18 protein-coding genes are annotated in these 21903 nt (G+C 44.7%); 5 read left to right on the forward strand and 13 right to left on the reverse strand.

The window, feature by feature from the left end:
• Positions 1 to 3 precede the first annotated feature (3 nt).
• The 5 genes from FQV28_RS09260 to FQV28_RS09280 all read left to right on the forward strand — a co-directional run bounded on the left by FQV28_RS09260 (position 4) and on the right by FQV28_RS09280 (position 5085).
• On the forward strand, positions 4 to 1110 hold the full coding sequence (locus FQV28_RS09260; protein WP_146495796.1) for an ABC transporter ATP-binding protein: 1107 nt from the start codon (positions 4 to 6) through the stop codon (positions 1108 to 1110).
• Positions 1100 to 1921, forward strand: a complete 822-nt coding sequence (locus FQV28_RS09265; protein WP_146495798.1) for an ABC transporter permease — start codon at positions 1100 to 1102, stop codon at positions 1919 to 1921. Before FQV28_RS09260 ends, FQV28_RS09265 begins: the two co-directional genes overlap by 11 nt.
• Positions 1905 to 2711 carry an ABC transporter permease gene (locus tag FQV28_RS09270; RefSeq protein WP_146495800.1) on the forward strand — a complete coding sequence of 269 codons (807 nt, stop codon included), beginning with the start codon at positions 1905 to 1907 and terminating at the stop codon, positions 2709 to 2711. The genes FQV28_RS09265 and FQV28_RS09270 overlap by 17 nt, the downstream gene beginning before the upstream one ends.
• Entirely contained in the window at positions 2708 to 3787 is a 1080-nt protein-coding gene (locus FQV28_RS09275; protein WP_146495802.1) for an ABC transporter substrate-binding protein, read from the forward strand. The genes FQV28_RS09270 and FQV28_RS09275 overlap by 4 nt, the downstream gene beginning before the upstream one ends.
• Positions 3788 to 3894: 107 nt before the next feature.
• Positions 3895 to 5085, forward strand: a complete 1191-nt coding sequence (locus FQV28_RS09280) for an MFS transporter (RefSeq protein WP_146495804.1) — start codon at positions 3895 to 3897, stop codon at positions 5083 to 5085.
• Positions 5086 to 5119: 34 nt separating this feature from the next.
• Here FQV28_RS09280 and FQV28_RS09285 read toward each other — a convergent pair whose 3' ends face one another.
• From FQV28_RS09285 to cbpB, 13 genes are all read right to left on the reverse strand, one after another.
• Complete coding sequence (locus FQV28_RS09285) at positions 5120 to 7687, reverse strand: VWA domain-containing protein (RefSeq protein WP_255472884.1); 2568 nt, start codon at positions 7685 to 7687, stop codon at positions 5120 to 5122.
• On the reverse strand, positions 7674 to 9407 hold the full coding sequence (locus tag FQV28_RS09290) for a vWA domain-containing protein (RefSeq protein ID WP_146495808.1): 1734 nt from the start codon (positions 9405 to 9407) through the stop codon (positions 7674 to 7676). Before FQV28_RS09290 ends, FQV28_RS09285 begins: the two co-directional genes overlap by 14 nt.
• Before the next feature lie 11 nt (positions 9408 to 9418).
• Positions 9419 to 10279, reverse strand: a complete 861-nt coding sequence (locus tag FQV28_RS09295; protein WP_146495810.1) for a DUF58 domain-containing protein — start codon at positions 10277 to 10279, stop codon at positions 9419 to 9421.
• The gene (locus tag FQV28_RS09300; protein ID WP_146495812.1) at positions 10276 to 11268 is read right to left on the reverse strand and encodes an AAA family ATPase; all 993 of its coding nucleotides are present in this window, start codon (positions 11266 to 11268) and stop codon (positions 10276 to 10278) included. Before FQV28_RS09300 ends, FQV28_RS09295 begins: the two co-directional genes overlap by 4 nt.
• Before the next feature lie 15 nt (positions 11269 to 11283).
• Complete coding sequence (locus tag FQV28_RS09305) at positions 11284 to 12705, reverse strand: hypothetical protein (RefSeq protein ID WP_146495814.1); 1422 nt, start codon at positions 12703 to 12705, stop codon at positions 11284 to 11286.
• Positions 12706 to 12717: 12 nt separating this feature from the next.
• Positions 12718 to 13560, reverse strand: coding sequence for an ABC transporter permease (locus FQV28_RS09310; protein ID WP_146495816.1), 843 nt, complete (start codon positions 13558 to 13560; stop codon positions 12718 to 12720).
• Positions 13557 to 14492 carry an ABC transporter ATP-binding protein gene (locus tag FQV28_RS09315; RefSeq protein WP_146495818.1) on the reverse strand — a complete coding sequence of 312 codons (936 nt, stop codon included), beginning with the start codon at positions 14490 to 14492 and terminating at the stop codon, positions 13557 to 13559. Before FQV28_RS09315 ends, FQV28_RS09310 begins: the two co-directional genes overlap by 4 nt.
• Entirely contained in the window at positions 14489 to 16849 is a 2361-nt protein-coding gene (locus FQV28_RS09320) for a hypothetical protein (RefSeq protein WP_146495820.1), read from the reverse strand. Before FQV28_RS09320 ends, FQV28_RS09315 begins: the two co-directional genes overlap by 4 nt.
• Positions 16850 to 17109: 260 nt before the next feature.
• Positions 17110 to 18225: an N-acetyldiaminopimelate deacetylase gene (locus FQV28_RS09325; protein WP_146495822.1), complete on the reverse strand. Its 1116-nt coding sequence runs from the start codon at positions 18223 to 18225 to the stop codon at positions 17110 to 17112.
• A gap of 12 nt (positions 18226 to 18237) precedes the next feature.
• Positions 18238 to 18951: a 2,3,4,5-tetrahydropyridine-2,6-dicarboxylate N-acetyltransferase gene (gene dapD / locus FQV28_RS09330; RefSeq protein ID WP_146495824.1), complete on the reverse strand. Its 714-nt coding sequence runs from the start codon at positions 18949 to 18951 to the stop codon at positions 18238 to 18240.
• A 65-nt stretch (positions 18952 to 19016) separates the two neighbouring features.
• Positions 19017 to 19892 carry a transcriptional regulator CcpC gene (locus FQV28_RS09335; RefSeq protein ID WP_146495826.1) on the reverse strand — a complete coding sequence of 292 codons (876 nt, stop codon included), beginning with the start codon at positions 19890 to 19892 and terminating at the stop codon, positions 19017 to 19019.
• Positions 19882 to 21360 (reverse strand): MDR family MFS transporter, encoded by a 1479-nt coding sequence (locus tag FQV28_RS09340; RefSeq protein ID WP_146495828.1) that lies wholly within the window; start codon positions 21358 to 21360, stop codon positions 19882 to 19884. Before FQV28_RS09340 ends, FQV28_RS09335 begins: the two co-directional genes overlap by 11 nt.
• A gap of 64 nt (positions 21361 to 21424) precedes the next feature.
• A complete protein-coding gene (gene cbpB / locus FQV28_RS09345) occupies positions 21425 to 21874 on the reverse strand; it encodes a cyclic-di-AMP-binding protein CbpB (RefSeq protein ID WP_146495830.1) in 450 nt (149 codons plus the stop codon).
• Between the last annotated feature and the right edge of the window lie 29 nt (positions 21875 to 21903).

Consider the following 21903-nt stretch of genomic DNA (forward strand, 5'->3'; position numbering starts at 1 on the left):
GGAATGCCAAAAAACTCAATTATCCATTTCGAAAATGTTAGTCACACTTATGAAGGAGGAGACGTTGTCTTAAATAACGTTTCGTTTGAATTGGAAAAAGGGAAATTCTATACCTTACTTGGTCCTTCAGGATGCGGCAAGACTACCATTTTACACCTGATTGCCGGCTTCCATACACCATCAAGCGGCAATATTTACATGGCAGGAAAACAAATGAACAACATACCAGCCAACGAACGGCAAGTCAACACGGTGTTTCAAGACTATGCACTATTTCCTCACCTCAACGTATTCGACAATGTCGCATTTGGCCTCCGCATCAAAAAAATCAAAAAACCGGAAGTTGAGCGGCGTGTCAAAGAAGCGCTGGAATTCGTCAATTTGCAAGGATATGAAACACGTGAAATCCATGAAATGTCGGGCGGACAGCGGCAGCGCGTTGCCATTGCCCGAGCGATTGTCAATGACCCTGAAGTGATTCTGCTTGATGAACCTTTATCTGCTTTGGATTTAAAGCTTCGCACAGAAATGCAATACGAATTGCGCGAGCTTCAGCAGCGTCTCGGCAAAACATTTGTCTTTGTTACACATGACCAGGAAGAGGCATTGGCAATGTCAGATGAGATTTTTGTTATGAACGCTGGCGAAATCCAGCAAAGCGGAACGCCCATGGATATTTACGATGAGCCGATCAACCGATTTGTCGCAGATTTTATCGGCGAATCCAATATTGTGGCCGGCGAAATGATCTCTGATTACCGGGTACGTTTCGCCAACCAAGAATTCGAATGTGTCGATAAAGGCTTGAATCCCCATGAACAAGTAGAAATCGTCATCCGCCCAGAAGATTTGGAAATCACAGACTTAGCACGCGGAAAAATCGCTGTAACCGTTGATACGCAATTATTCAGAGGTGTACATTATGAAATTTCTACAATTGATGCTGTCGGCAATGAGTGGCTTGTCCACTCTACGAAAAAAGCGGAAGTTGGCGCAAAAATCGGACTGGACTTCGATCCTGAGGATATTCATGTTATGCGGTTGAACGAATCTGAAGAAGCTTTTGATGCGAGACTAGATTCTTATGGGGTGCTGAATTATGAAAACTAAAGCCCCTCGTTTTTACTATATGATCCCCTACTATCTTTGGATAGTTTTGTTTGTTGTTGCACCTATTGCGTTAGTTGTATATTATTCATTTTTCAATATCACAGGTGATTTCACATTTTCCAATTACCAAAACTTCTTTTCATCTGTTTATTTCCGGATGACGCTAAGCTCTTTTTGGTATGCGTTTCTTGTCACCTTGATTACAATAGCGATTGCCTACCCAACGGCCTATTGGCTGACTAAAACAAAAAATAAGCAGTTGTGGCTGTTGCTGATCATCATCCCTTCCTGGATCAATCTGCTGCTGAAAGCTTATGCTTTTATCGGGATTTTTGGCTTGTACGGCCCTGTCAACAAAGTGATTAGCACTTTTGGCAGCAGGCAGCAGATTTTGTTTACCGACTTCAGTTTTATCTTTGTAGCCGTTTATATTTTCATTCCATTCATGATATTGCCGATTTTCAATTCACTGGATAAGTTGAATCCTGCATTGTTCGATGCATCTCGCGACCTCGGCGCATCATCATGGGTGACATTCCGGCGTGTTATTTTCCCCTTGACGCTAAATGGCGTTAAATCAGGGATACAGGCTGTCTTTATCCCTGCTTTGTCCCTATTCGTGATCACCCGCCTTATTTCGGGCAACAAAGTTATCACACTGGGCACAGCAATTGAACAGCAATTCTTGGTTACACAAAACTGGGGTATGGGGTCGACCATCGCCGTCTTTCTGATTTTGTTTATGATCATCGTCATGATGCTTACAGGACAAAAAGATAGAGGAGGTGCCATTAGTGGGAAAACTAAGTAAGGTCGCGAAGTTATATTTAGCATTAGTTTTTTTCATTTTGTATGCGCCAATTTTTTATTTGATTTTTTATTCGTTCAATAGCGGCGGTACAATGTCAAGCTATGAAGGATTTACACTGGAGCATTATGCAGCGGTATTTAACGATACCCGGCTTATTATTATTTTGCTGAACACTGTCATTGTGGCTTTGCTGTCTTCCCTGATTGCGACGGCAATTGGTGTTCTCGGTGCAATTGGCATCGTCTTTTTGCGCAATCGCAATATGCGCAACGCCGTTTTATCGCTCAATACAATTTTAATCGTCAGCCCCGATGTCATCATCGGTGCTTCGTTTCTTATTTTGTTTACTATGGTCGGCGTCAAGCTGGGCTTTGCTTCGGTCCTGATTTCGCATATCGCCTTCAGCATTCCCATTGTTGTCATTATGGTTCTGCCGAAATTGCAGGAAATGAGCAGTTCCTTGATCGATGCAGCTGCGGATCTCGGCGCTTCTAAGCGAGACATTTTAACACGGGTCATTATCCCATACATCAAACCAGGAATCTTTGCCGGCTTTTTTCTGGCGTTGACGTATTCGCTTGATGATTTTGCAGTGACTTTTTTTGTCACAGGCAACGGCTTCTCTACCCTTTCCGTAGAAATTTATTCGATGGCTCGGGCAGGGATCACACTGACAATCAATGCACTGTCTGCATTAATTTTCATCATAACTCTCTTATTGGTCGTTGGTTATTATTTCTTTAATCAACGTAGCCGCCAGCCCGTGGAAACAGGAGGGAACAAATTATGAAAGAAATCCTGCGTGCGAGTATCGCAATTCTGCTGATAGTTGCGCTGTTATTCTATGGCGTTTCCCTGCTGGAAAAAGGTTCTGCCACTACTTCTGGGGGTACAACGATAACGGTCTTTAATTGGGGAGAATACATCGATCCTGAACTGATTGCCCGGTTTGAAGAAGAAACAAACACAAAAGTGATTTATGAAACATTTGATTCAAATGAAGCAATGATGACAAAAATTGAACAAGGCGGCACTTCCTATGATGTTGCAATGCCGTCTGAATATGCAATTGAAAAAATGAAAGAAAGTGAATTGCTTCTTCCCATCGACCATGAAAAAATACCGAATCTAAAGAACATTGATCCTTATTTTCTGGATTTGCCTTTTGATCCCGGCAACAAGTACTCTATCCCCTATTTCTGGGGAACAGTTGGAATTGCCTACAATCCTGCCTTATTAGAGGGGCAGTCTTTTGAAAGCTGGAACGATTTATGGGATCCAAGCCTAAAAGAAGAAGTTATTATTGTCGATAGTGCACGGGAAGCAATTGGCATGGGCCTGAACAGTTTAAACTATTCCCTGAACTCTACGGACCTCTCCGAGTTGCGGCAAGCGACGGACAAATTGAAAACGCTCGGACCAAATGTCAAGGCCGTAATCGGCGATGAAATTGTCGAAATGATGCGCCGTGAAGAAGCAGCCATTGCCCTTACCTGGTCCGGTCAGGCAGCTGATATGATGTTCGTCAATGAGAACATCGATTATTCTGTTCCAAAAGAAGGTTCCAACCTTTGGTTCGACAACATGGTTATTCCAAAAACGGCCGGCAATGCAGAAGGCGCGCACGAGTTTATCAACTTCATGCTTGAAGCTGAAGTGGCAGCACAAAACACTAGTTATGTCGGCTACTCGACGCCAAACCAAGCCGCTACTGAGCTTATGGACGCGGAAGTCATAGAAGACGAGCGTTTCTATCCGCCGGAGGAACTTCGCGAACGGCTGGAGGTTTACAAAAATTTAGGTCCTGAAATGCTTGGAGTCTACAACGAATTGTTTTTGGAGTTTAAAATGGATATGAAAAATTAACAAGCAGGTTTTCCTGCTTGTTTTTTTTGCTGAAATTCGGGTATAGTTGTTCAGTCAGATATGCTAAACTTTAGGAACACGAAACAACGAAGAGAGAAGGATTGCCGATGGCAACAAAATCAAATAACTTTGCGCTCTATGTGTTGATGTTTAATATGTTTATCGCAATGAGCGGAATAGGTCTGATTCTTCCGATCATGCCCGCCTACCTAGAAACTTTCGGCGTTGCCGGACAAGCACTTGGAACATTAATCGCTACTTTTGCTCTTGCGCAATTTTTGTTCTCCCCCATTTCCGGACAATTATCGGACAAATACGGCCGAAAAAATTTGATTGTTTTTGGATTGATTGTTTTTGGACTGTCTCAGCTTGTTTTTGGACTGGCCACTGACCTTTGGATTCTATATTTGGCACGTTTTTTCACCGGCCTTGGTTCAGCATTTTTAATTCCGCCGATGATGGCTTTTGTCGCGGATATCACTACTTATGAAGAACGCGGAAGAGGCATGGGGTTGCTTGGCGCTTCCATGTCGCTTGGCTTTACAATCGGTCCAGGAGTCGGCGGTTTCTTGGCAGGAGTCAGTTTGCAATTCCCTTTTTATGTCGCTTCATCTGTTGCATTGATTGCTGCAGCTATATCATTCTTTGTCCTGCCGAACATTGTACCTTCTGTTCCAAACAACAGGGAGAAACGGGAAAATCTTTTCCGGCAGATGAAACGTTCTACTGCAACACCGTATTTTATTATGCTGCTTGTTATGCTGCTTTTCTCCTTCGGACTCGCAAATTTTCAGTCGACCATTTCTCTTTATGTCGACCATAAATATAATTATACGCCGACAGATATCGCCGTATTGATGACAGTCGGCGGATTTGCAGGAGTTATAGTGCAAACTTTCATCATCGAAAGATTGTTCAAGCGCTATGGCGAAATGAAGATCATTCTGGTAAATTTAATCATTTTGTCGATTACGATGGTTGCCGTTTTGTTCGTCGATACTTATTGGACAATCTTGCTTGTATCTTCCGTCTTCTTTACCGCCGCTGCGCTTCTTCGACCAGCGATCAACACGTTGATATCGAAACTTGCGGGCGATGAGCAAGGCTTTGCAGCTGGTATGAACAATGCTTATATGAGCTTGGGCACTATGATTGGCCCTACTCTGGCTGGAATTTTATTTGACGTCAATATCAGCTTCCCCTATATCGCCGGAACCGTCATATTGCTCGGCTGCTTCTTCCTTGCTAATATTTGGTCATTAAAAAAGCAGCACTTATTGGAACTAAGCAGAACCTAAACTTGTTATAACAAAAATAAAAGCGAAAAAGAGACTAACTTCTCTTTTTCGCTTTTATCAATTGTTCCACTGTTTGCGGGACGGTTTCAGCTTCTTCAACTTTTTTAGGCGGCTTTTTCGGCAGCCTCAAGCCAAAACGCCGCAATGTAATGTCCATGAAAAATAAAATCATTGCAGCTAAAAGCAACTGTTGCCGGATCGGCTCCTTTGTTCCACTTTCATATGGGATATCCCGGAACGCCCCCTCTAGCGAGTCCACTAGTGTTCCGCCCGTTCTTTCTGCAATTGTCGTAAGCATGGCCATATTGGGCTCATCTATCCGATATTCATCGCCGTACGGAACAGTCAGCCCGGTTTTATAGGCAGCCCCAGTTTCATTGGAAATGCTAAAAAACACTAACCCCGGTTCAGCATCAAGCATAACCTCCACTTTTCCTGGGGCAATCGGCTGAATTTGAATCGGCAGCTCTTCGCCTTTTTCATCTACTACGGTTACATCCAATATAGCTGATAAATGTGATGGATCTTCTACTGTATAAACGCCCTGAGCTTTTTTTGTTACTGAAAACGGCACTTCTTCAAAAGCCGGGAGCAGCTCGGAAACGCTGCGGTTCCAAAAAGCTGGCCAGTTTTCCCAGCTTTGGAAGCCGCCGCTCCATGCTCCGCTGCCTGATGTATAGGCAATTGATTTCCCAAGCCCGTAATTCCAGGTTGTAAGCACGGGATCCTCTTCTTCGCTTTCTAATGCAACTGAAGCGGTTCCTTTTGCAGTTGTAGCGATGTATGTGTTCATCTGCGGAACGCCTTCTGCAAAAAGCGGATCCCATTTACTAGCGTAGACAGTCGGATAAAACGGTTCATCAACGATGTAGGTACGCGACATCATAATGGTTTCTCGGGATAAAATAGCTGGAATGGTTGTAGCGTCAGTTACATCATAAAACCGGCCGTTCCCAGACTCAGCCAATCCTTCCAATAAACTCTTGTCAGCATCTTGCCCGATTGAAACGGTCGATAACGTAACATTGCTTTCTATGCCCTCTTCAATCAATGCACCATAATCTTTGGTAGTGGCTGACTGCCCATCGGTTAATAAGATAATGTGCTTGCGCTGCAGTTCCAAGCCTTCCAGCTGGTTGTAAGCTTCCTCGAGCGACTTGTATATTTCCGTCCCCCCGCCCGGTGTCACGGCCAAAATCTTATCCGTCGCTTCTTTTGGATCACTCAATTTTTCAGTCGGAACAATTTCCCACGGACGGTCGTCAAATGCGATTACACCGACCGTATCATCTTTCCTCAGCAACTCTATAGAACGTGCAGCTGCCTCCTTCGCAAGTTCCATTTTGCCGCCTGCCATACTGCCAGAACGGTCCATGACTATGATAAGCCCAAGAGAAGGCAATTCATGCTTGCCTTTTACTTCCATCTCGACGGGCAGCAGCTGTTCAATAGGCGTTTTGAAATATCCGCCAAGGCCATAGCTTTGGTCGCCGCCCACCATCATAAAGCCAAGTCCAAATTGCTTTACCGCTTGTTCGATGACTTTCATTTGTTGCTCGCCAAGCGAAGTCGCGGGTACATTATCAAAAATAATAGCATCATAGCCGAGAATCGATGACAAATTTTGCGGAAGTTTTGGTGCCGGCATTTCCGAAACATTGATTCTTTGTGTATCGAGCATCGACGGTATTGGACTTTGTTCTTCGCCGCTGACAACCAGCACTTCCGGCGTTCCCCCTATATCTGTAATGCTGGCCAATTCGTTGTTCTCCAAAAAAGCATCCTCAGCGACCTCTATCCGCGCTTCGTATTTTACAAGTCCTTCCTCTTCAGCAGGATAAGAGTAGGAAAATGCATTATTTCCTGCTGATAAAAATATCTCTTTTTGATCAAATTCCCGGTCATTTACAGAAAAAACCAAGCGAGCTGCAGTTTCGGCTTCTGCTTGAATGGTTACGGAAAATGCTTGTGCTTCTCCTAGAAATGCGCGTTCCGGAGTTTCAAACCGGCTGATTGCCGCATCGGCTTCCGCTTGCTGCTTTAGCGGGAAAACATCCACTTGCAAACGTTCGGATTGCAGCCTTTCCAGACTCTCAAGAGCTGATCCTTGTGTTTCATTGCCGTCGGTCAGCAATACAATCCGAGTTGCTAAATCCTTATTTCCGCTATTCGCGGCAAGTTCGAGTGCTTGGGCGATATTGGTATGCTTGTTTTGGTTGATACCAACATCCACAGGCAATGGCTGCTGATCTTTCGATATAGGGACCAAGGCTTGGAAATCTTCCGCAAACGTATAAACACCTGCCAGTTGATTGTTTTCTTTTTTAGATATTGCCTCATTAATTGTTGTAGACATATCCGTTTCCAGGCCTGCCATTGAAGCAGAACGGTCCATTAAGAAAATGATTTGTTCTTGTTTTTCTGCCCGATAAAGAGCAGGATCAGTCAGCGCAAAAATCAATAACGCAACAGCCGCCACACGCAATCCGTAGACGGTGCGGTATAGCAGGGAACTTGCCGGCCATGTTTTGATGGCAATAACTCCAAAATACAACAACGCCGGCAGACAAAACCAAAGCCAAATGGGATTATCGATGCGCATTTCCACGGCGATACACCTCCCATTCCGCTACAAGAAGAAACAACACCAAAAAAAGCAGCCATGGAACAATTGAAAACTCTACTGTTTCAGTCGTCGTTTCCGCTTGCCCTATTTTATAGCTGGATCCTCCTGCTATTGTTTTTTCCTCATTGCTCAATTGCACAATCAATTTCAATGTTCTTCCGTCTCCTACAACATCATAATATCCAGGTTGCCTTGGCGCGGTAAACGGCCCTTGCCCTTCCATATAGGAATGGAGATATTCACCGTCTTTATAAATTTCCCATTCTCCACTTTTTGAAGCGAGTGACACAGCACGCTGCTCATTCGGCTGGAAAAATCCCAGAAAATCCTCTGTTCCAGACAATTCTTCGACTGCGCTCCATAAAAACAGCGGAAATGATGGACGGAGTGGCCAATCTGTCAGTTGTATATCGGTCAATACAGCAATATCCCCTTCCGGAGACAACTGTACCAACGGCTCGCCATCAATTGATGCAATAGTTTCATAACCTTTGAATGGCGGATAGATTTCCGATATATATACATCATCCAGTGGTGCATATGTGAAAAGTGCATGCGGAACGGTTTCAATTGTACCCGCCACCGGATGGGTATTTTCATCATTTCGCCCAATAAGCAAAAGCGGCACTTCGCTTTCCAGCAATTCGGTTTGATTGGTGACAAGCGGCATGGCACCGGCTTGCGCCAATTGTCCAGGTTCCATCAAATTCACTTCGACATTCAGCGAACTAAAACCGGTGCCGACCAATTCATGGAGCGAAGAATCAACCGCGACGCCATTTACCGCTTCATTGGCAAATGCTGCCATGGTATTATCAGCGGGATAATCGTCTTCAATTTGCAGCTCCGCTTGCCAGATTGGTTGATTAGACAATTGTTCAAATGGCACCAACAGTTCTCCCTGAGCTTCTAATTGAATATCGGCCGTCTTCTCCACATCCCCACCGGTAAGGATGAGTTTGCCGGAAATAGCTTGCTCGGTTTCGTTAACAACTTGGACAATCGCCCGAGTGCCTTCCGCCGTTTCAGATAACCCGAATTGGCGTATTGAAGCGTTTCGCAAAGGTTCTTCGATAGCATGAACTTCGTAAACCTGGTCAACTTTGTTGGCTAGGAGGGAACGGTCCAGCGCATCTGTAAATACATGGATTACAGTAGATTCGTCATCGACAAGCGTTTCAGCGAAAAGTAAGGTTTGCTCGATTTCCGCATTTTCATAGGTGACCGCTAACTCGCCTATCGCATTTTCCAATCTTTTGGTACTCTGTTCTTTTCTCGCAATTATTTCCGGATTTGCTCCCGTTGTTACAACGGTGATCGGTTTACCACCGGTTTGGGCGCTCAAGCTTTTCATCAATTCTTGGTGACGTTTAAAAGCGTTAGGTTCCCCTGCGAGCATCGTAGCAGAAGTATCGACAACAAAGATGAATTCATTGCCTTCCAATGTTTTTGAATTCAAATGCGGACCTAAAAGCGCAAAAACACAAATCATTAACGCGGCCAACTGCAAATAAAGCAATGCATGATGCTGCAGCTTTTTCAAATAAGGCGATGCCCGAATTTCTTTCATCAGTTCTCGCCAAAATAATGTCGAGGAAACCCGCTGGTCTTTGTATTTTTTGCGGAAAAAGTAATACAACAGTACAGCAAGCGGCATAACTGCAGTCCATACATATCCCCATCCTGAAAAACTCACGCCGCTTCACCTCATTCGATCCATTTTTTTCGAGCCATCTGCTGAAACAATACATGCTGTATTCCTTCTTCAATAGAAACTTGCAAGTAATGAATGCCATGCTTTCGGCACAGTGCCTCTAACCCCTTTTCGTGCAGTTCCCTTTTTTCCCGGTAACTGACATAAGCGCTTGGCGTCAGGGTTACATTGATGGCTTCTCCTGTTTCATCATCAATAAATCGTACATCTCCGGCATACTCAGGCATCCTTTCATTTTCTGAAAGGATATGCAAAAAACGGACGTCATGCGAGTATTTGGGCGCCTGTTTGAAAAACTGCTGCCAATCTTCAATAGGCTCTAATCCATCTGACAAGATAAATAAAACAGTCGAGTCTTTAGCTGCATGAAAACTTGCTGTTTTGGCAAACGACAAAGCAGTCGGCTCTGGCAAATTCGAAATAAAATGTTCAAACAACTTCCTGGCCGATTTCCCTTTTTTCCGAAATGGCGCAACTTGTTTCTGCCCGGCAGAAACTGTCAACCGGTCTTCTCGCGACAATACCATCATGCCAAGCGAAAAAGCCAGTTGTTTCGTAAACAGCCATTTTTGCTGCATCGATTTTGAACTATCGACCAGCAAATGAACACGCATTTCCTGCTCGTCCAAAAAACGTTTTATGTAAACTTTTTCAGTGCGGGCATAAACGTTCCAATCGATGTGGCGGACATCATCTCCAAGATGATATTCCCGGAAATCCGAGAAATCCAATGAAGAACCAAAACGCATAGAAAGGTGCGACCCTTTGTGATGGCCGCGAATTTTTGCTTTTGTACCAATCGAATAACGGCTCAAACGGCTTATCCAATCACTTGGCAACTGCAGCACTGTCATCTCAATACGCCTTTCCCAGCACTTTCTAAAATTAACCCGATCAATTCGTCAACACTTTCGCCGGATGCTTCCCCTTCATAATTCAGCAGCAATCGGTGCCGCAAAACCGGTTTGGCTACATGCTTTAAATCGCCAATTGATACATGAAAACGCCCATCCACCAATGCTCGCGCCTTCGCCAATCGAATTAAACTCTGCAAGCCCCGGGGGCCACTTCCGTATTGCACAAATTCCTGAATCTGGCCGACTTCACTTTCAAGCGGGTTGGTGTTTTGAATGATATCAACAGCCACCATTAATATATCTTCAGCAATCATGACAGATTTGGCCAATTGCTGGGCTTCCAGCAATTCATGCGCCGCCATCTTCTTTTCCAGTTGAATTGTTTCCGCTCCAGTTGTCCGCCTACTGATTTCCGCCAGCTCGGCCCGATTGGGATAAGCAACTAGTATTTTACAGAGGAAGCGATCCATTTGCGCTTCCGGCAATGGATACGTTCCTTCCATTTCTATCGGGTTTTGTGTTGCCAAGACAAAAAACGGACGTGCCATCGGTTTGGTCTCTCCTAAAATGGTCACCGTCTTTTCGCCCATCGCTTCTAAAAGGGCGCTTTGTGTCTTTGGCGTCGCCCGGTTAATCTCATCGGCTAAAACCATCTGATGAAAAATTGGGCCTTCCCTGAACGAAAAATGCTGCTTTCCGTCTGCATCACGCTCAATTAAATTGGTTCCTGTAATATCCGAGGGCATTAAATCCGGGGTAAATTGAATACGTGAAAATGATAAATCCAAAACTTCGGAAATGGTCCGGATCAGCATCGTTTTTCCAAGCCCCGGCAATCCTTCGAGAAGGGCATGGCCATCAGCCAAAATGGCGTATAAGGAAAATTCGACTGCTTCTTCCTGCCCAACAATAAAGAGGCCAATTTCCTCCCGAACTTCTTGTAGCCGTTTACTCATTTCTGTAAATTGATCTGGTGTCAATGTCATGTCTTCCCCTGCTTTCTACTCTTCAGTTTCTATTGAAGTGAAATATTGTTCCACAACTTTTTGCAGATCCTGAGGCAATTGCATTCGCTCTGCGCTTGAAAAATATGATTCTGAATAATCACCTACAGCTTCTGAATAAGGGCGTGCCTCGCCTTTCTCAGTCGGCACTGCCCCTTGCTGTTCGCTCGCCGCTTGCCCCTCGCCAAGCTCACCGTTGTCTACTTCGGTTCCACCTGAGCCGCCAATTCTTGAAGGAACTGTCAAGAGCTCCCGACTGCCCTGCCCAAGTCCTGCTCCTTGCCCCTGACCTTGTCCTTGTCCTTGTCCCTGTCCTTGACCCTGTCCTTGTCCTTGGCCCTGTCCTTGTCCTTGGCCTTGTCCTTGTCCTTGTCCTTGTCCTTGTCCCTGTCCTTGGGCCTGACTTTGACTCTGTCCCTGGCCTTGGCCCTCACCTTGGCTCTGTCCTTGTCCCTCTCCCTGTCCTTGGCCCTGGCTCTGTCCTTGGCTTTGTTCCGAACCGTCACTATTTGAAGAACCGCTTTCTCCAGCATTTCCTGATGCTTCGGAAGATGAAGATCCGGAACCTTCGGCAACAGCCGATGAGTTGCTATTGGCTATGGTTTGTTCAAGAGGAAAAGGAACTGGTTTCCCCATATTGCTTAAGGATGTCTGGGTTTTGCCAGCTTGTTCTGCTAACTCTCCGGAGGCAATTTCCAGTTCTTTCTTCAGAGTATCTTGTGCATCTCCATTTGCCTGCTGTTTTTGTAAATTCAATTCTTTTTGCTTTTTGACCATTTCCTTTAAAGCTTGTTCTGCCGTTTCACTCTTTTTGACCGTTTCCTGCAGCTCTTCCAATTCCTTTTTCACTTGTCCGATTTCCGCTTTTTCTTCGACTTCTGCAATTTTTTCTTCCATTTCTTCAATCAATTCCTGCTCGCGTTCAATTTCCTTTGCCTGCTGCTGCAGCGTGCCTGGAAAAACAATCAACAGCACAAGCAGAACTCCACTAAGCAATGAACCTGCCAGCCACTTGCCGAGCAGCCAGTTTTTCGGCTCTTTTTGAAATAGCTGATAGCTGAACGGCAGAATCTCTTCTGTTTTTGTGGCTAGAGCTTTTGTTAATGTATTGTCTTCTCCAGACTGCCAAACCGTCAAAAGCAGATTATGAGGCGTGAACCGATCAAGCGTGCGGACTGCTTGTTTCCGTTTCGGCAAATGGTAAAGTGCAGTGAAGAGCCACATTAGAAAAAGCAGGATGCCTATTCCATATGAATAAAATTCATAATAAGGAAGGATAAACAGCCGGGATATGAAAAGCATTAATATGGCAGCAGCCAATCCAAAGAACAGAGCTTTTTGAAATGCTTTGCCGATATGCACGATTTTTAAAAACCGGTTGGTTTTTGCTACGTATTTCTTAATTTCCCGGCTGTCCATATCTTCTCCTCCTTATTTGTATTTATTCATATTTACCCGCAGACGTTTCACCGCTACCAAAAGAGAGCAGGCCGCCAGCCCAGCATAAACAATAAAATATCCTGCCCAAAGCGGCAAAGGCACTAATGTCATTCCCTGAATTTCATTGGCATATGCCGGCTGCAGCAAAGTGAACATAACTACCGCCGGGTTGATGCTGGCCCAAAAATGCGTGAATGGCGAAAAGCTTGCAGCGCCCATGCCCATTTGTGAAATTTGCATTGAAATGATCATAAAAAAGCCTGTTACCGCTACAAGGAATATCATTGCGCTATAGGTCGCAATAATCGCGACGATCGTTTTTCGGATAAGGGTTGAAAACATCACACCAATGCTTCCGATTGTCAATAACGTCAACAAGTAAAACAAGAAAATGACAAAAAGCTGGTTGGGTGAAACGCCTCCATATAAAAATACTAAACTATAAATAGGAAGCCCAGAAATGATCATCAATAACAAGAAAGCGATAGACGAGGTCATTTTCCCAAATATGATTTGGAAGGATGTCTGCGACGTTGTCAGCAAAATATTCAACGTCTGCTTTTCCCGTTCTGTGCTGATCGTTCCTGCTGTCAAAGCAGGCGTAATAAAGAGAATGAGCCCTAATTGGATATAAGTCATCATGCTAAACAGCATAAAGCTTTCATCCGGGCGGAAATAACCGCTTCCGCTAAAGGAAGTCGTCAAAAGAATAAAGCCAAAAACAAAGATGCTCATCGCGATCAGATAAAACAAAATCCCAGTAAAACTCTTCATATTGCGGAACCGCAATTTAATCTCCTTTACTAGCACGGGATTTGCCAGGAGCGTTTTCATTTGACTTCCGCCCCTTTCGTGATTGCCATGAAGACATCTTCTAAGTCAGTTTCTTCCTCTGCAAAAGATAAAATCGGTAATTGCCGGGCCACTGCTTTTTGCAATAATATTAACTGGTCTTCTTCTGTTCCTCTATAAAGAAATTGTATAAGCTTTTTTTCGGGTATTTCAACAATTTTAGAAACATATGGATCATTTTCGAAGAACAACATCGCCTCTTTGGCCGGTCCCGCTATCTTTACGCGCATCACTTTTTCACTTTGGAGCTGTGCTTGGATATCAGCGACCGAACCTGTGGCAATCAGTTCCCCAGAATCGATGACTCCGATGCTGTCGCACATTTCCGCTAGTTCAGGCAAGATATGGGAAGATATCAAAATTGTCTTGCCCATAGCTTTTAATTCTTTTAAAATATCACGCATTTCTACGCGTGCCCTCGGATCCAGCCCAGATGCCGGTTCATCCAAAATGAGGATTTTCGGGTCATGGATCAATGCCCGCGCGAGGCAAAGCCGCTGCTTCATTCCGCGGGACAGCAAATCGACATATTCGTAGCGTTTATGCTCCAAGTTGACAAGCTCCAGCAATTTCGGGATTAGCACTTCCCGCTCTTTCGGTTTCAAACCGTAGCTGGCACCGTAAAAATCCAAGTACTCATCAGCCTTTAGCTGATCATAAACGCCAAAAAAGTCCGGCATATACCCAATCTGTTTCCTTACTTCATGCGGGTGTTTAATGACACTTAATCCGTTGACAAAAGCATCACCGGCAGTTGGTTGTAGAAGTGTAGCCAATATGGAGAAGGTTGTAGATTTTCCGGCGCCGTTAGCTCCGACAAAACCGAACACAGTTCCATCTTCCACAGTCAGATTCAAATCCTTCAAGGCATAGAAAGAGCCGTATTTTTTCGTTAATCCTACCGTTTCAATCATGGCGCTACCTCTCCTTTCAACTTAAGTTTCGGTAATGCGACTTCCGGTGCACTTGAAGCCCCAGCTCTCATTTCTAGTGAAAATTTGATGGTGCCTTCCGGAGAAATATATTGTTCCACTTGTTTATCTAATGTATGGCGGCTGCCTGTGATTTCTTCGTATTTATTGGTCTTGGCGTTAAAGATGGAAATTGCAGGTCCTGATGTCGCCAAGCTAACTCCTAATTCTTCCCATTTTGCCTGTTTCGTATCAATCGCTTCAATTACTTGATAGGTTATTTCATAGTCGCCGTCATCGAAATAGTAGTAATAAGGGTCGTCTGAAACGTTCTCGAAATATGCCTGCTGGTTTACACTTGTCACTTCCATATTGAACGTTTCTGCATCCAATGTAATATTTCCGCTCAATGCCGTTTCTGGCTTAAAGCTTTGAGCAATCAAATGAAGTGAAGAAACGGAAGCCCGTTGCTCCTCCAATGAAATTGGTACAATAGCATCTTTTGTATAGCCGATTACGTAAGGAGCTGTACCCTTGTCTTCAAGTTCATCGTACGAAATTGTAACGAGCGACTGCCGCCTTGCCTGAGCTAAAGCTTTTGCATCGGCAATCGGCTGATAACCGTAAGGCTGGCCAACGGAAGATGCAGGAGCCAATATATCCGAGTTGATCGTTTCCTCAACTTGGAGTTCTTGGCCAGGATTTAAATTCCCTAGCGACATTAAGCGGGTTCCTGTCCAGATTGAAACGTCTTCTATTGCAAATGGGAAGTTATTGGTGATGGTTCCCGCTATTGTACGATTCGCCACATTTAACTGGACATCAAAATCTCCGGTATTTTCAATATAAGATTCGCCCATGATCGAAGATACAGACCAATAACGCATATCGCGCAAAGTCATACTATTGCCGGCAACCTGCCGCTCTAATATTGCCGCTTGATGAGGCTCTTCCTCTGTCATTTGCGACTTCAGGCGGTAGCTCATCGTCGTAGAAGCAGGAGCCTTGAATTGGTAATCTCCGCCTCGATTCGATAACAAAGAATTAATGTAATAGCCATTCAATCCATTATTTGCATCCACTTCAAAAAATCCAGTTTGCTGAATTTGGGCATTGCCGATGCGATCTTTTGCGCCAAGTGCAAAAAGGCCGATAGAAGTCAGGATTGCTGCTGCCGGGATAATGAACCAAGCATATTCACGCTTGTCCTTTTTCTTTAATATGACATAAAGCACTGGAATAATTAGTAGAATATAAAGAATGATAATACCCATGATCAATGTTTTCGATACCGCAAAGCTTTCAAACAATTCGTTGACTTCCCCGACTTGGTAAGCCATCCTTTCCGACAAAGTTTCGCCTTGGAAGTTTGCATTCAAAGTGCTGGTGTTTTGAAGAAACCCGCTCATAAGTTTAGGATACCCTTTTTGAGATGAAACACTTTCATCCCCTAAAGAAAAGCTGGTTTGCGTCAATGTCCCAGAGCCGATTTGTCGGCTCGCAGCGAGCACTTGCCCTTTGTCTTCCAAAAGAATTTTTGCGCCATCTTTCGTTGTAGCTTCAAATGCCGGAACTTGCTCTTCCAAGCCTGGAACTGCGGCTTCTAAAGGTCCACCTATATCCAGCGGCAAAAATTCACTTAAGTTGCCGAGTTCCGCGGACAGATTCCCAGTCGAGCCGACCACCACATGGCCGCCTTGCTGAACCCACTGAAGAACAGCTTGCTGAACCGCATCGGGCAAGTCGCTATACGCAAATTCATCAATCACTAAATAATCAACAATTTCCCAAGCCACCGCTTCTGTCGGCAACTTAAATTGGTTCATTTGGTTTAAGTGGAACAATTGTGGAGTTCCACTGCTGCCTGCCGAGACTTCTTTCAGTTGTTGAAGGCGGTCGGAATTGGATGTCAAACTGGCTATAAAAAGATCCATCGGTGTGAAGTAATTTGGCTTTAATGTTTTTGATCCATTATACTTGATGGATTTCCCTTCCTTCCAACCACCTTCAAATAAAAATATATTTTGGCTGGATATGCTAGCCATATATGACATGTCGGATAATCCTGTTGATGCCACCTGTATGGTTTTGGTTTCTCCACTGGCTAGTTCAATCGGCACAGCTAATCCTGCCCCCAATGAATAGCTTTCAGAATAGCTGAGCACCAAATCGCCTGAAAAAGCCGACCCATTGTTCGTTAATGTGAATTGAAGCGGCAAGCCTTTCTCGTATTTCACTTTATTTTGCAGCCCGGCACTTGCATCAACGGTTATATTCGGAGCAGCAAGCGAAGCTTGCGGCAACAAAAATAATCCACATAAAATTGCGCTTGCCACTATGGCTACCAAGCGACTATGCATAATGTATCCCCCTTTTTATACTCTCTTCCAATTAGTACGTTGCGCATGTTAAATAGTTCCTTCTTCACAGAAAAAAAGTTAGCCACTCGGCAGCAGTTTGTTTGCTGTTTGACGGCATTTTTTCTTCGCATAGAAATGCTGAACAGGCATCAGGCCTTTTCGCAAAACACCTTCTGCATAGCTGCACTTACTGAAGGTATGAAAAGTGCATAGAACGACAAGAAAGGCTGTCGAGAAATAATATCTCGACAGCCTTTCTGTTAAAGTGTTTTAAAAAATTGATGGATAAAGCTTGGCATGATTCCAAGAATCGCTTCATCAGGATTAAGCTTTGAATGGTGGAGGCCAAATTCGGAATCTACACCTGCCCAAAACATCACCCCTGGAATCTCAGCTGTAAAATAGCCAAAGTCTTCACCGGTCATAGCGGCTTCGCTTCTTATGGCTTTAATGCCATCAAATGTTTCCGCAAACTTCAAAAATTCTTCGGCAAGCACCGCATCATTATCAACTTCAAGATAGCTGGAACCATAATCGATGGACACACGGCAATTGTAAGCTTCTTCAACTGCCCGGCAAATTGCCTCGATGCGCTTTTTAACCTTTGCCATTGACTCGTTGTTCAACGTCCGGATTGTTCCTTCTAACCTTGCATGTTCGGCAATGATGTTCTGTACAGTACCGGCGCTTAGCTTGCCGACCGTGAGCACCGCGCTGTCCATCGGATTGATGTTGCGGCTGACAATCGTCTGCAGCTGCATCAGCAGCGATGCCGCTGCGACCGCCATGTCTTCCGTTAAATGGGGATAAGCGGCGTGCCCGCCTTTGCCATGCAGATCGATGAACAGCTCAGACGTATTGGCGAATAACAAGCCTGGTTTTGTCGCCACTGTTCCAACCGGATGTTCCGGCGCCACATGCAAGGCGCAAATCAGGTCCGGCAAAAAATCCTGCTTATCGGTTTTTAGCCATTCCAATAACGGCAACGCACCGCCTGGACCTTCTTCTGCCGGCTGAAACAAAACTACTGTGTCGTTCTCAAGTGGCTCTTCGATCAATTTTTCCAAAAGACCAAGCGCCGTCGCCATATGGATATCATGTCCGCATGCGTGCATAAAACCTGGATGCACTGAACTGAATGGCAAACCCGTTTCTTCAGCAATCGGCAAGCCGTCGATATCCGTCCGCCATCCGATGGTTTTCGTTGGATTCACTCCTGCAACTTTCACTGCGATTCCAGTTCTCCATTGGGCTACTTCCAGCTTTTCCTGTGGAAGCGAAGAAATGCGTTCAAGTAAATAGTGCTGGGTTTTAACTTCTTGGAAGCCGATTTCCGGAATTTCGTGCAAGTCTCTTCTGATTTTCACTAAATCCATGTGAAGCACCAATTAAAGCTGTCTTAGTTCGTGTTTGATTTCTGTTTTCGAGCGAGTTTTTTCATCCATCAGCTTCAAGACTCGTGCCGGAGTTCCGCCGACCACTGAGTTCTCAGGAACATCTTCGATAACAACTGCACCTGCTGCAACAACAGCCCCTTTGCCGATGCGGACGCCTTCAAGGACCACTGCATTAGCGCCGATCATGACATCGTCCTCTACGATAACTGGCGTGGCTGAAGCCGGCTCGATAACACCAGCCAAGACAGCACCTGCGCCAATGTGGCAGTTTTTGCCGACAGTTGCGCGGCCGCCAAGGACTACGCCCATATCGATCATGGTTCCATCACCGATCACTGAACCGATATTGATGACAGCACCCATCATGATTACACAGTTATTTCCAATTTCAACATTTTCACGGATGAAAGCGCCCGGTTCAATTCGGCTGTTGACATTTTTCATATCAAGCAACGGAATGGCAGAATTTCTGCGGTCGTTTTCCACAGCATAGTCTTCAATAGCGGATGAGTTTGCTTCCAATACAGGTTGGATTTCAGACCATTCACCAAATACTGTTGCACTGTTGTTTTCGCCAAAAACTTTGGCAGAAGCGCCAAAATCAAGCGATGCCACGTTCTCGCCTTTTACATAGACTTTTACAGGCGTCGTCTTTTTCGCATTCTGTATGTACGAGATAATTTCATTTGCATCCATTTGTTTCATCATCAAACCTCTTTCTATAAGTAATGAATCAATTATATCGGAAGTTGAATAAAAATTCATCCACTTCACTCAAATAAAGCGGCGTGTTTTTTTACAATTTCTACGAATGCCTCCACTTGCCGCAAATGAAAAGCCGACTCATAGCCGATCAGCCAAGTGTCTCTTGTTAATTCCAGTTCTTCTGCATTGCTTGAAAGCGGTACAGTGTGGACATTTTCTGTACCATTCAATGTAATCGACGGCAATATAGCGTATCCGATTCCATTGACGGCCATCTGCTTGCACGTTTCGATTTGGTCAACCGTAATTTGCCGCTTGGGGTTGGAATCGAAATGTTTTTGCCACCACTGCTGAATTTCTTCGTAATAATTGGAATCGCTTTTAAATTGGATAAATGGCCGCTCCGTTTCCATTACTTGGTCCAGTGAATCGATTTCTTTATCCACTAAATATAAGATATCCCTGAACAAATGGATTTTAGGGCCTTTCCAATCGGTATGGCCCCGAACGATGCCGATATGCGCCTCCCCTTCATAGAGCGCCCTTGCAATCTCCGAGCTCCAGCCGGTTATGAGTTGAATTTTCGCTTCAGGATAAAGGGTGACAAAGTCCTTAAGCACTTTGGGCAGCCAATTTTGGCCGATGATTGTCGCACAGGCGATTTTCAATGTGCCATGCACTTTTGATGTTAAGGTATGCAGCACTTCAAATACTTCTTCTTTGCGCTGCAGCACTTCATTGGAATAGCCAATGACCAATTCCCCTGCCGGCGTCGGAGTCAACCCTTTTTGAGAGCGGATAAACAATTGTTCCCCCCACTCTTTTTCAATTGATTGAAGCCGCTGAGAAAGAGCCGGCTGGGACAGGAAGAGGCGTTCAGCCGCTTTTCTCATATTTCCTTCTTCAGCAAGCACTTTTATAATCAGTTCTTCATTTGACATTGCTTTTCGCCCCTTTCTTTCTTGGCAAGCCGAAAATCAGCATTAAGCTGACCGCCGCAAACAACGCCGTTACACTATAGACATTTTGAAGCGATGAGGACAGTCCTTCCTGCAAAAAAACCAAGGTTTCAGTTGAAATGCTGGATCGGCTTTTTTCTGTCAGCAAGCCATTGATGGCTTCGACTGACATGTTTTCGCCCCGGTCATTAAAGTAATTTAATAGCGATGAATTTAAGATGCTTCCAAGAAGCGCCACTCCCATGGTGCTGCCCAAGTTCCGCATAAACATGAATGATGCCGTGGCCGATCCGCGCTGTTCATAGGAAACTGCCGCCTGAATCGATACGATAAACGCTGTGCTTGTGAGCCCCATGCCGACACCGACGAAAAAGCTGGAAGTTGCAGCCCAAAAAGGCCCAGATTCCGGGCGCATAAAAACAAATAGCAAGGTGCCGATCACCAGAAAAATACAACCAGCGAGCGTCGTCCGAAAATAACCGATCCGAATCAACAGCCTTCCCGAAAAAAATGCAGCCACCGGCCAGCCGATCGACATAGCCGTTAACGTAAATCCCGCGATTGCTGCAGGCTGTTCCATCACACCTGTAACGTAAGTAGGCAAATAGCTGGTAACTCCGATGACAATAATCCCGGTCGCTAATGACACCAAATTTGCATAGAGAATCGCCTTGTTTTTCCAAATATCAAAAGGCATCATCGGATCTTTTGCTCTTCGCTCGATCATCACAAAAATAATTGCGCTGGCCAAAGTGCCGCTTAATAACAGCAGCGTTTCGTTAGAAATCCAATTGAATCCGACTCCGCCTTCAACGAGCCAGTAAAGAAAACAAGTAAGCGACACCGTTAACATTAAAGCGCCCGCATAGTCAATCGAAGGCTTTTGATGTTTTGGCGGCTCTACTAAAAACAGCATAACCCCAAGCAACGCCAAAATGCCAAGCGGAATGTTTACCCAAAAAACGTATTCCCAACCAATCGTAGCGACTAACACCCCGCCAATCGCTGGGCCGGTCACTGCAGATATGCCCCATACACTCGATAAATACCCTTGAATTTTTGCACGCTCTTCTGCCGAATAAATATCTCCGACTATGGTAGTTGCAATTGGCAAGACCGCCCCAGCGCCAACCCCTTGTATAAAACGGTAAAAAATGAGTTCTTCCATGGATGTGGCAAAACCGCATATTAAAGAACCAGCCAAAAACAGCAAAATTCCGACAGTAAAGACCGGTTTCCTGCCGAAAATATCAGATAATTTCCCGTATAAGAGCACTGTTACTGTGCTCATCAAAAGATAAGCCGAAAAAACCCAGCTGTATTTGGAAAACCCTCCAAGATCCGCTGAAATGCTTGGCATTGCGGTGGAAACGATAGTCGCTTCAACAGCTCCAATAAACATGGCAAGCATCACCGATGCCAACACAAGAGGGCGATTCGTTTTTTTCATAAGTTATGTACCTTCTTCCCGCCGACAGAAAAAAGGCCTCTTTAAAGAGACCTTTCATCATCCTTTATTGAGTGTTTCTGATTTGGTAGATTTGCTTTTTCAATTGCTTCAAGATGACGCGCCGAGTTAAAATCCCCATAAACATGCCTTCATCGTCCACTACACAAAGAAAGTTCTGGTTGATCAACAAATCCAATGCCCGCTGGAAGCGGTCGTTTATTTTAATTAAGGTAAGATCCGTCTGCATAATCTCTTCGACTCGTATTTCCGGCAAACGTTCGTATTCGATGTGATTCATGCCTAAAATTGACTCCGTTATGCGCTGCGCATTGATCAAACCGCAAAACCGGTATTTCAAATCTAGAACGGGTACTGCCGAATAACCTGTTTTCGTTAATACAAGCAATGCATGTTCAGCACTATTGCCTAATTGAACATGAGCAACTTTTTCAGACGAAATGATGTAATCTTCAATTCGAGTTTCAAGAAAATCTCTGCTCGGTAATGAAATCATGTGCATTACTCCTTCTGCTGCCCGTGATA

It is taken from the genome of Planomicrobium sp. CPCC 101079 (assembly GCF_007859275.1).
In the GTDB taxonomy this organism is placed as follows: Bacteria; Bacillota; Bacilli; order Bacillales_A; family Planococcaceae; genus Planococcus.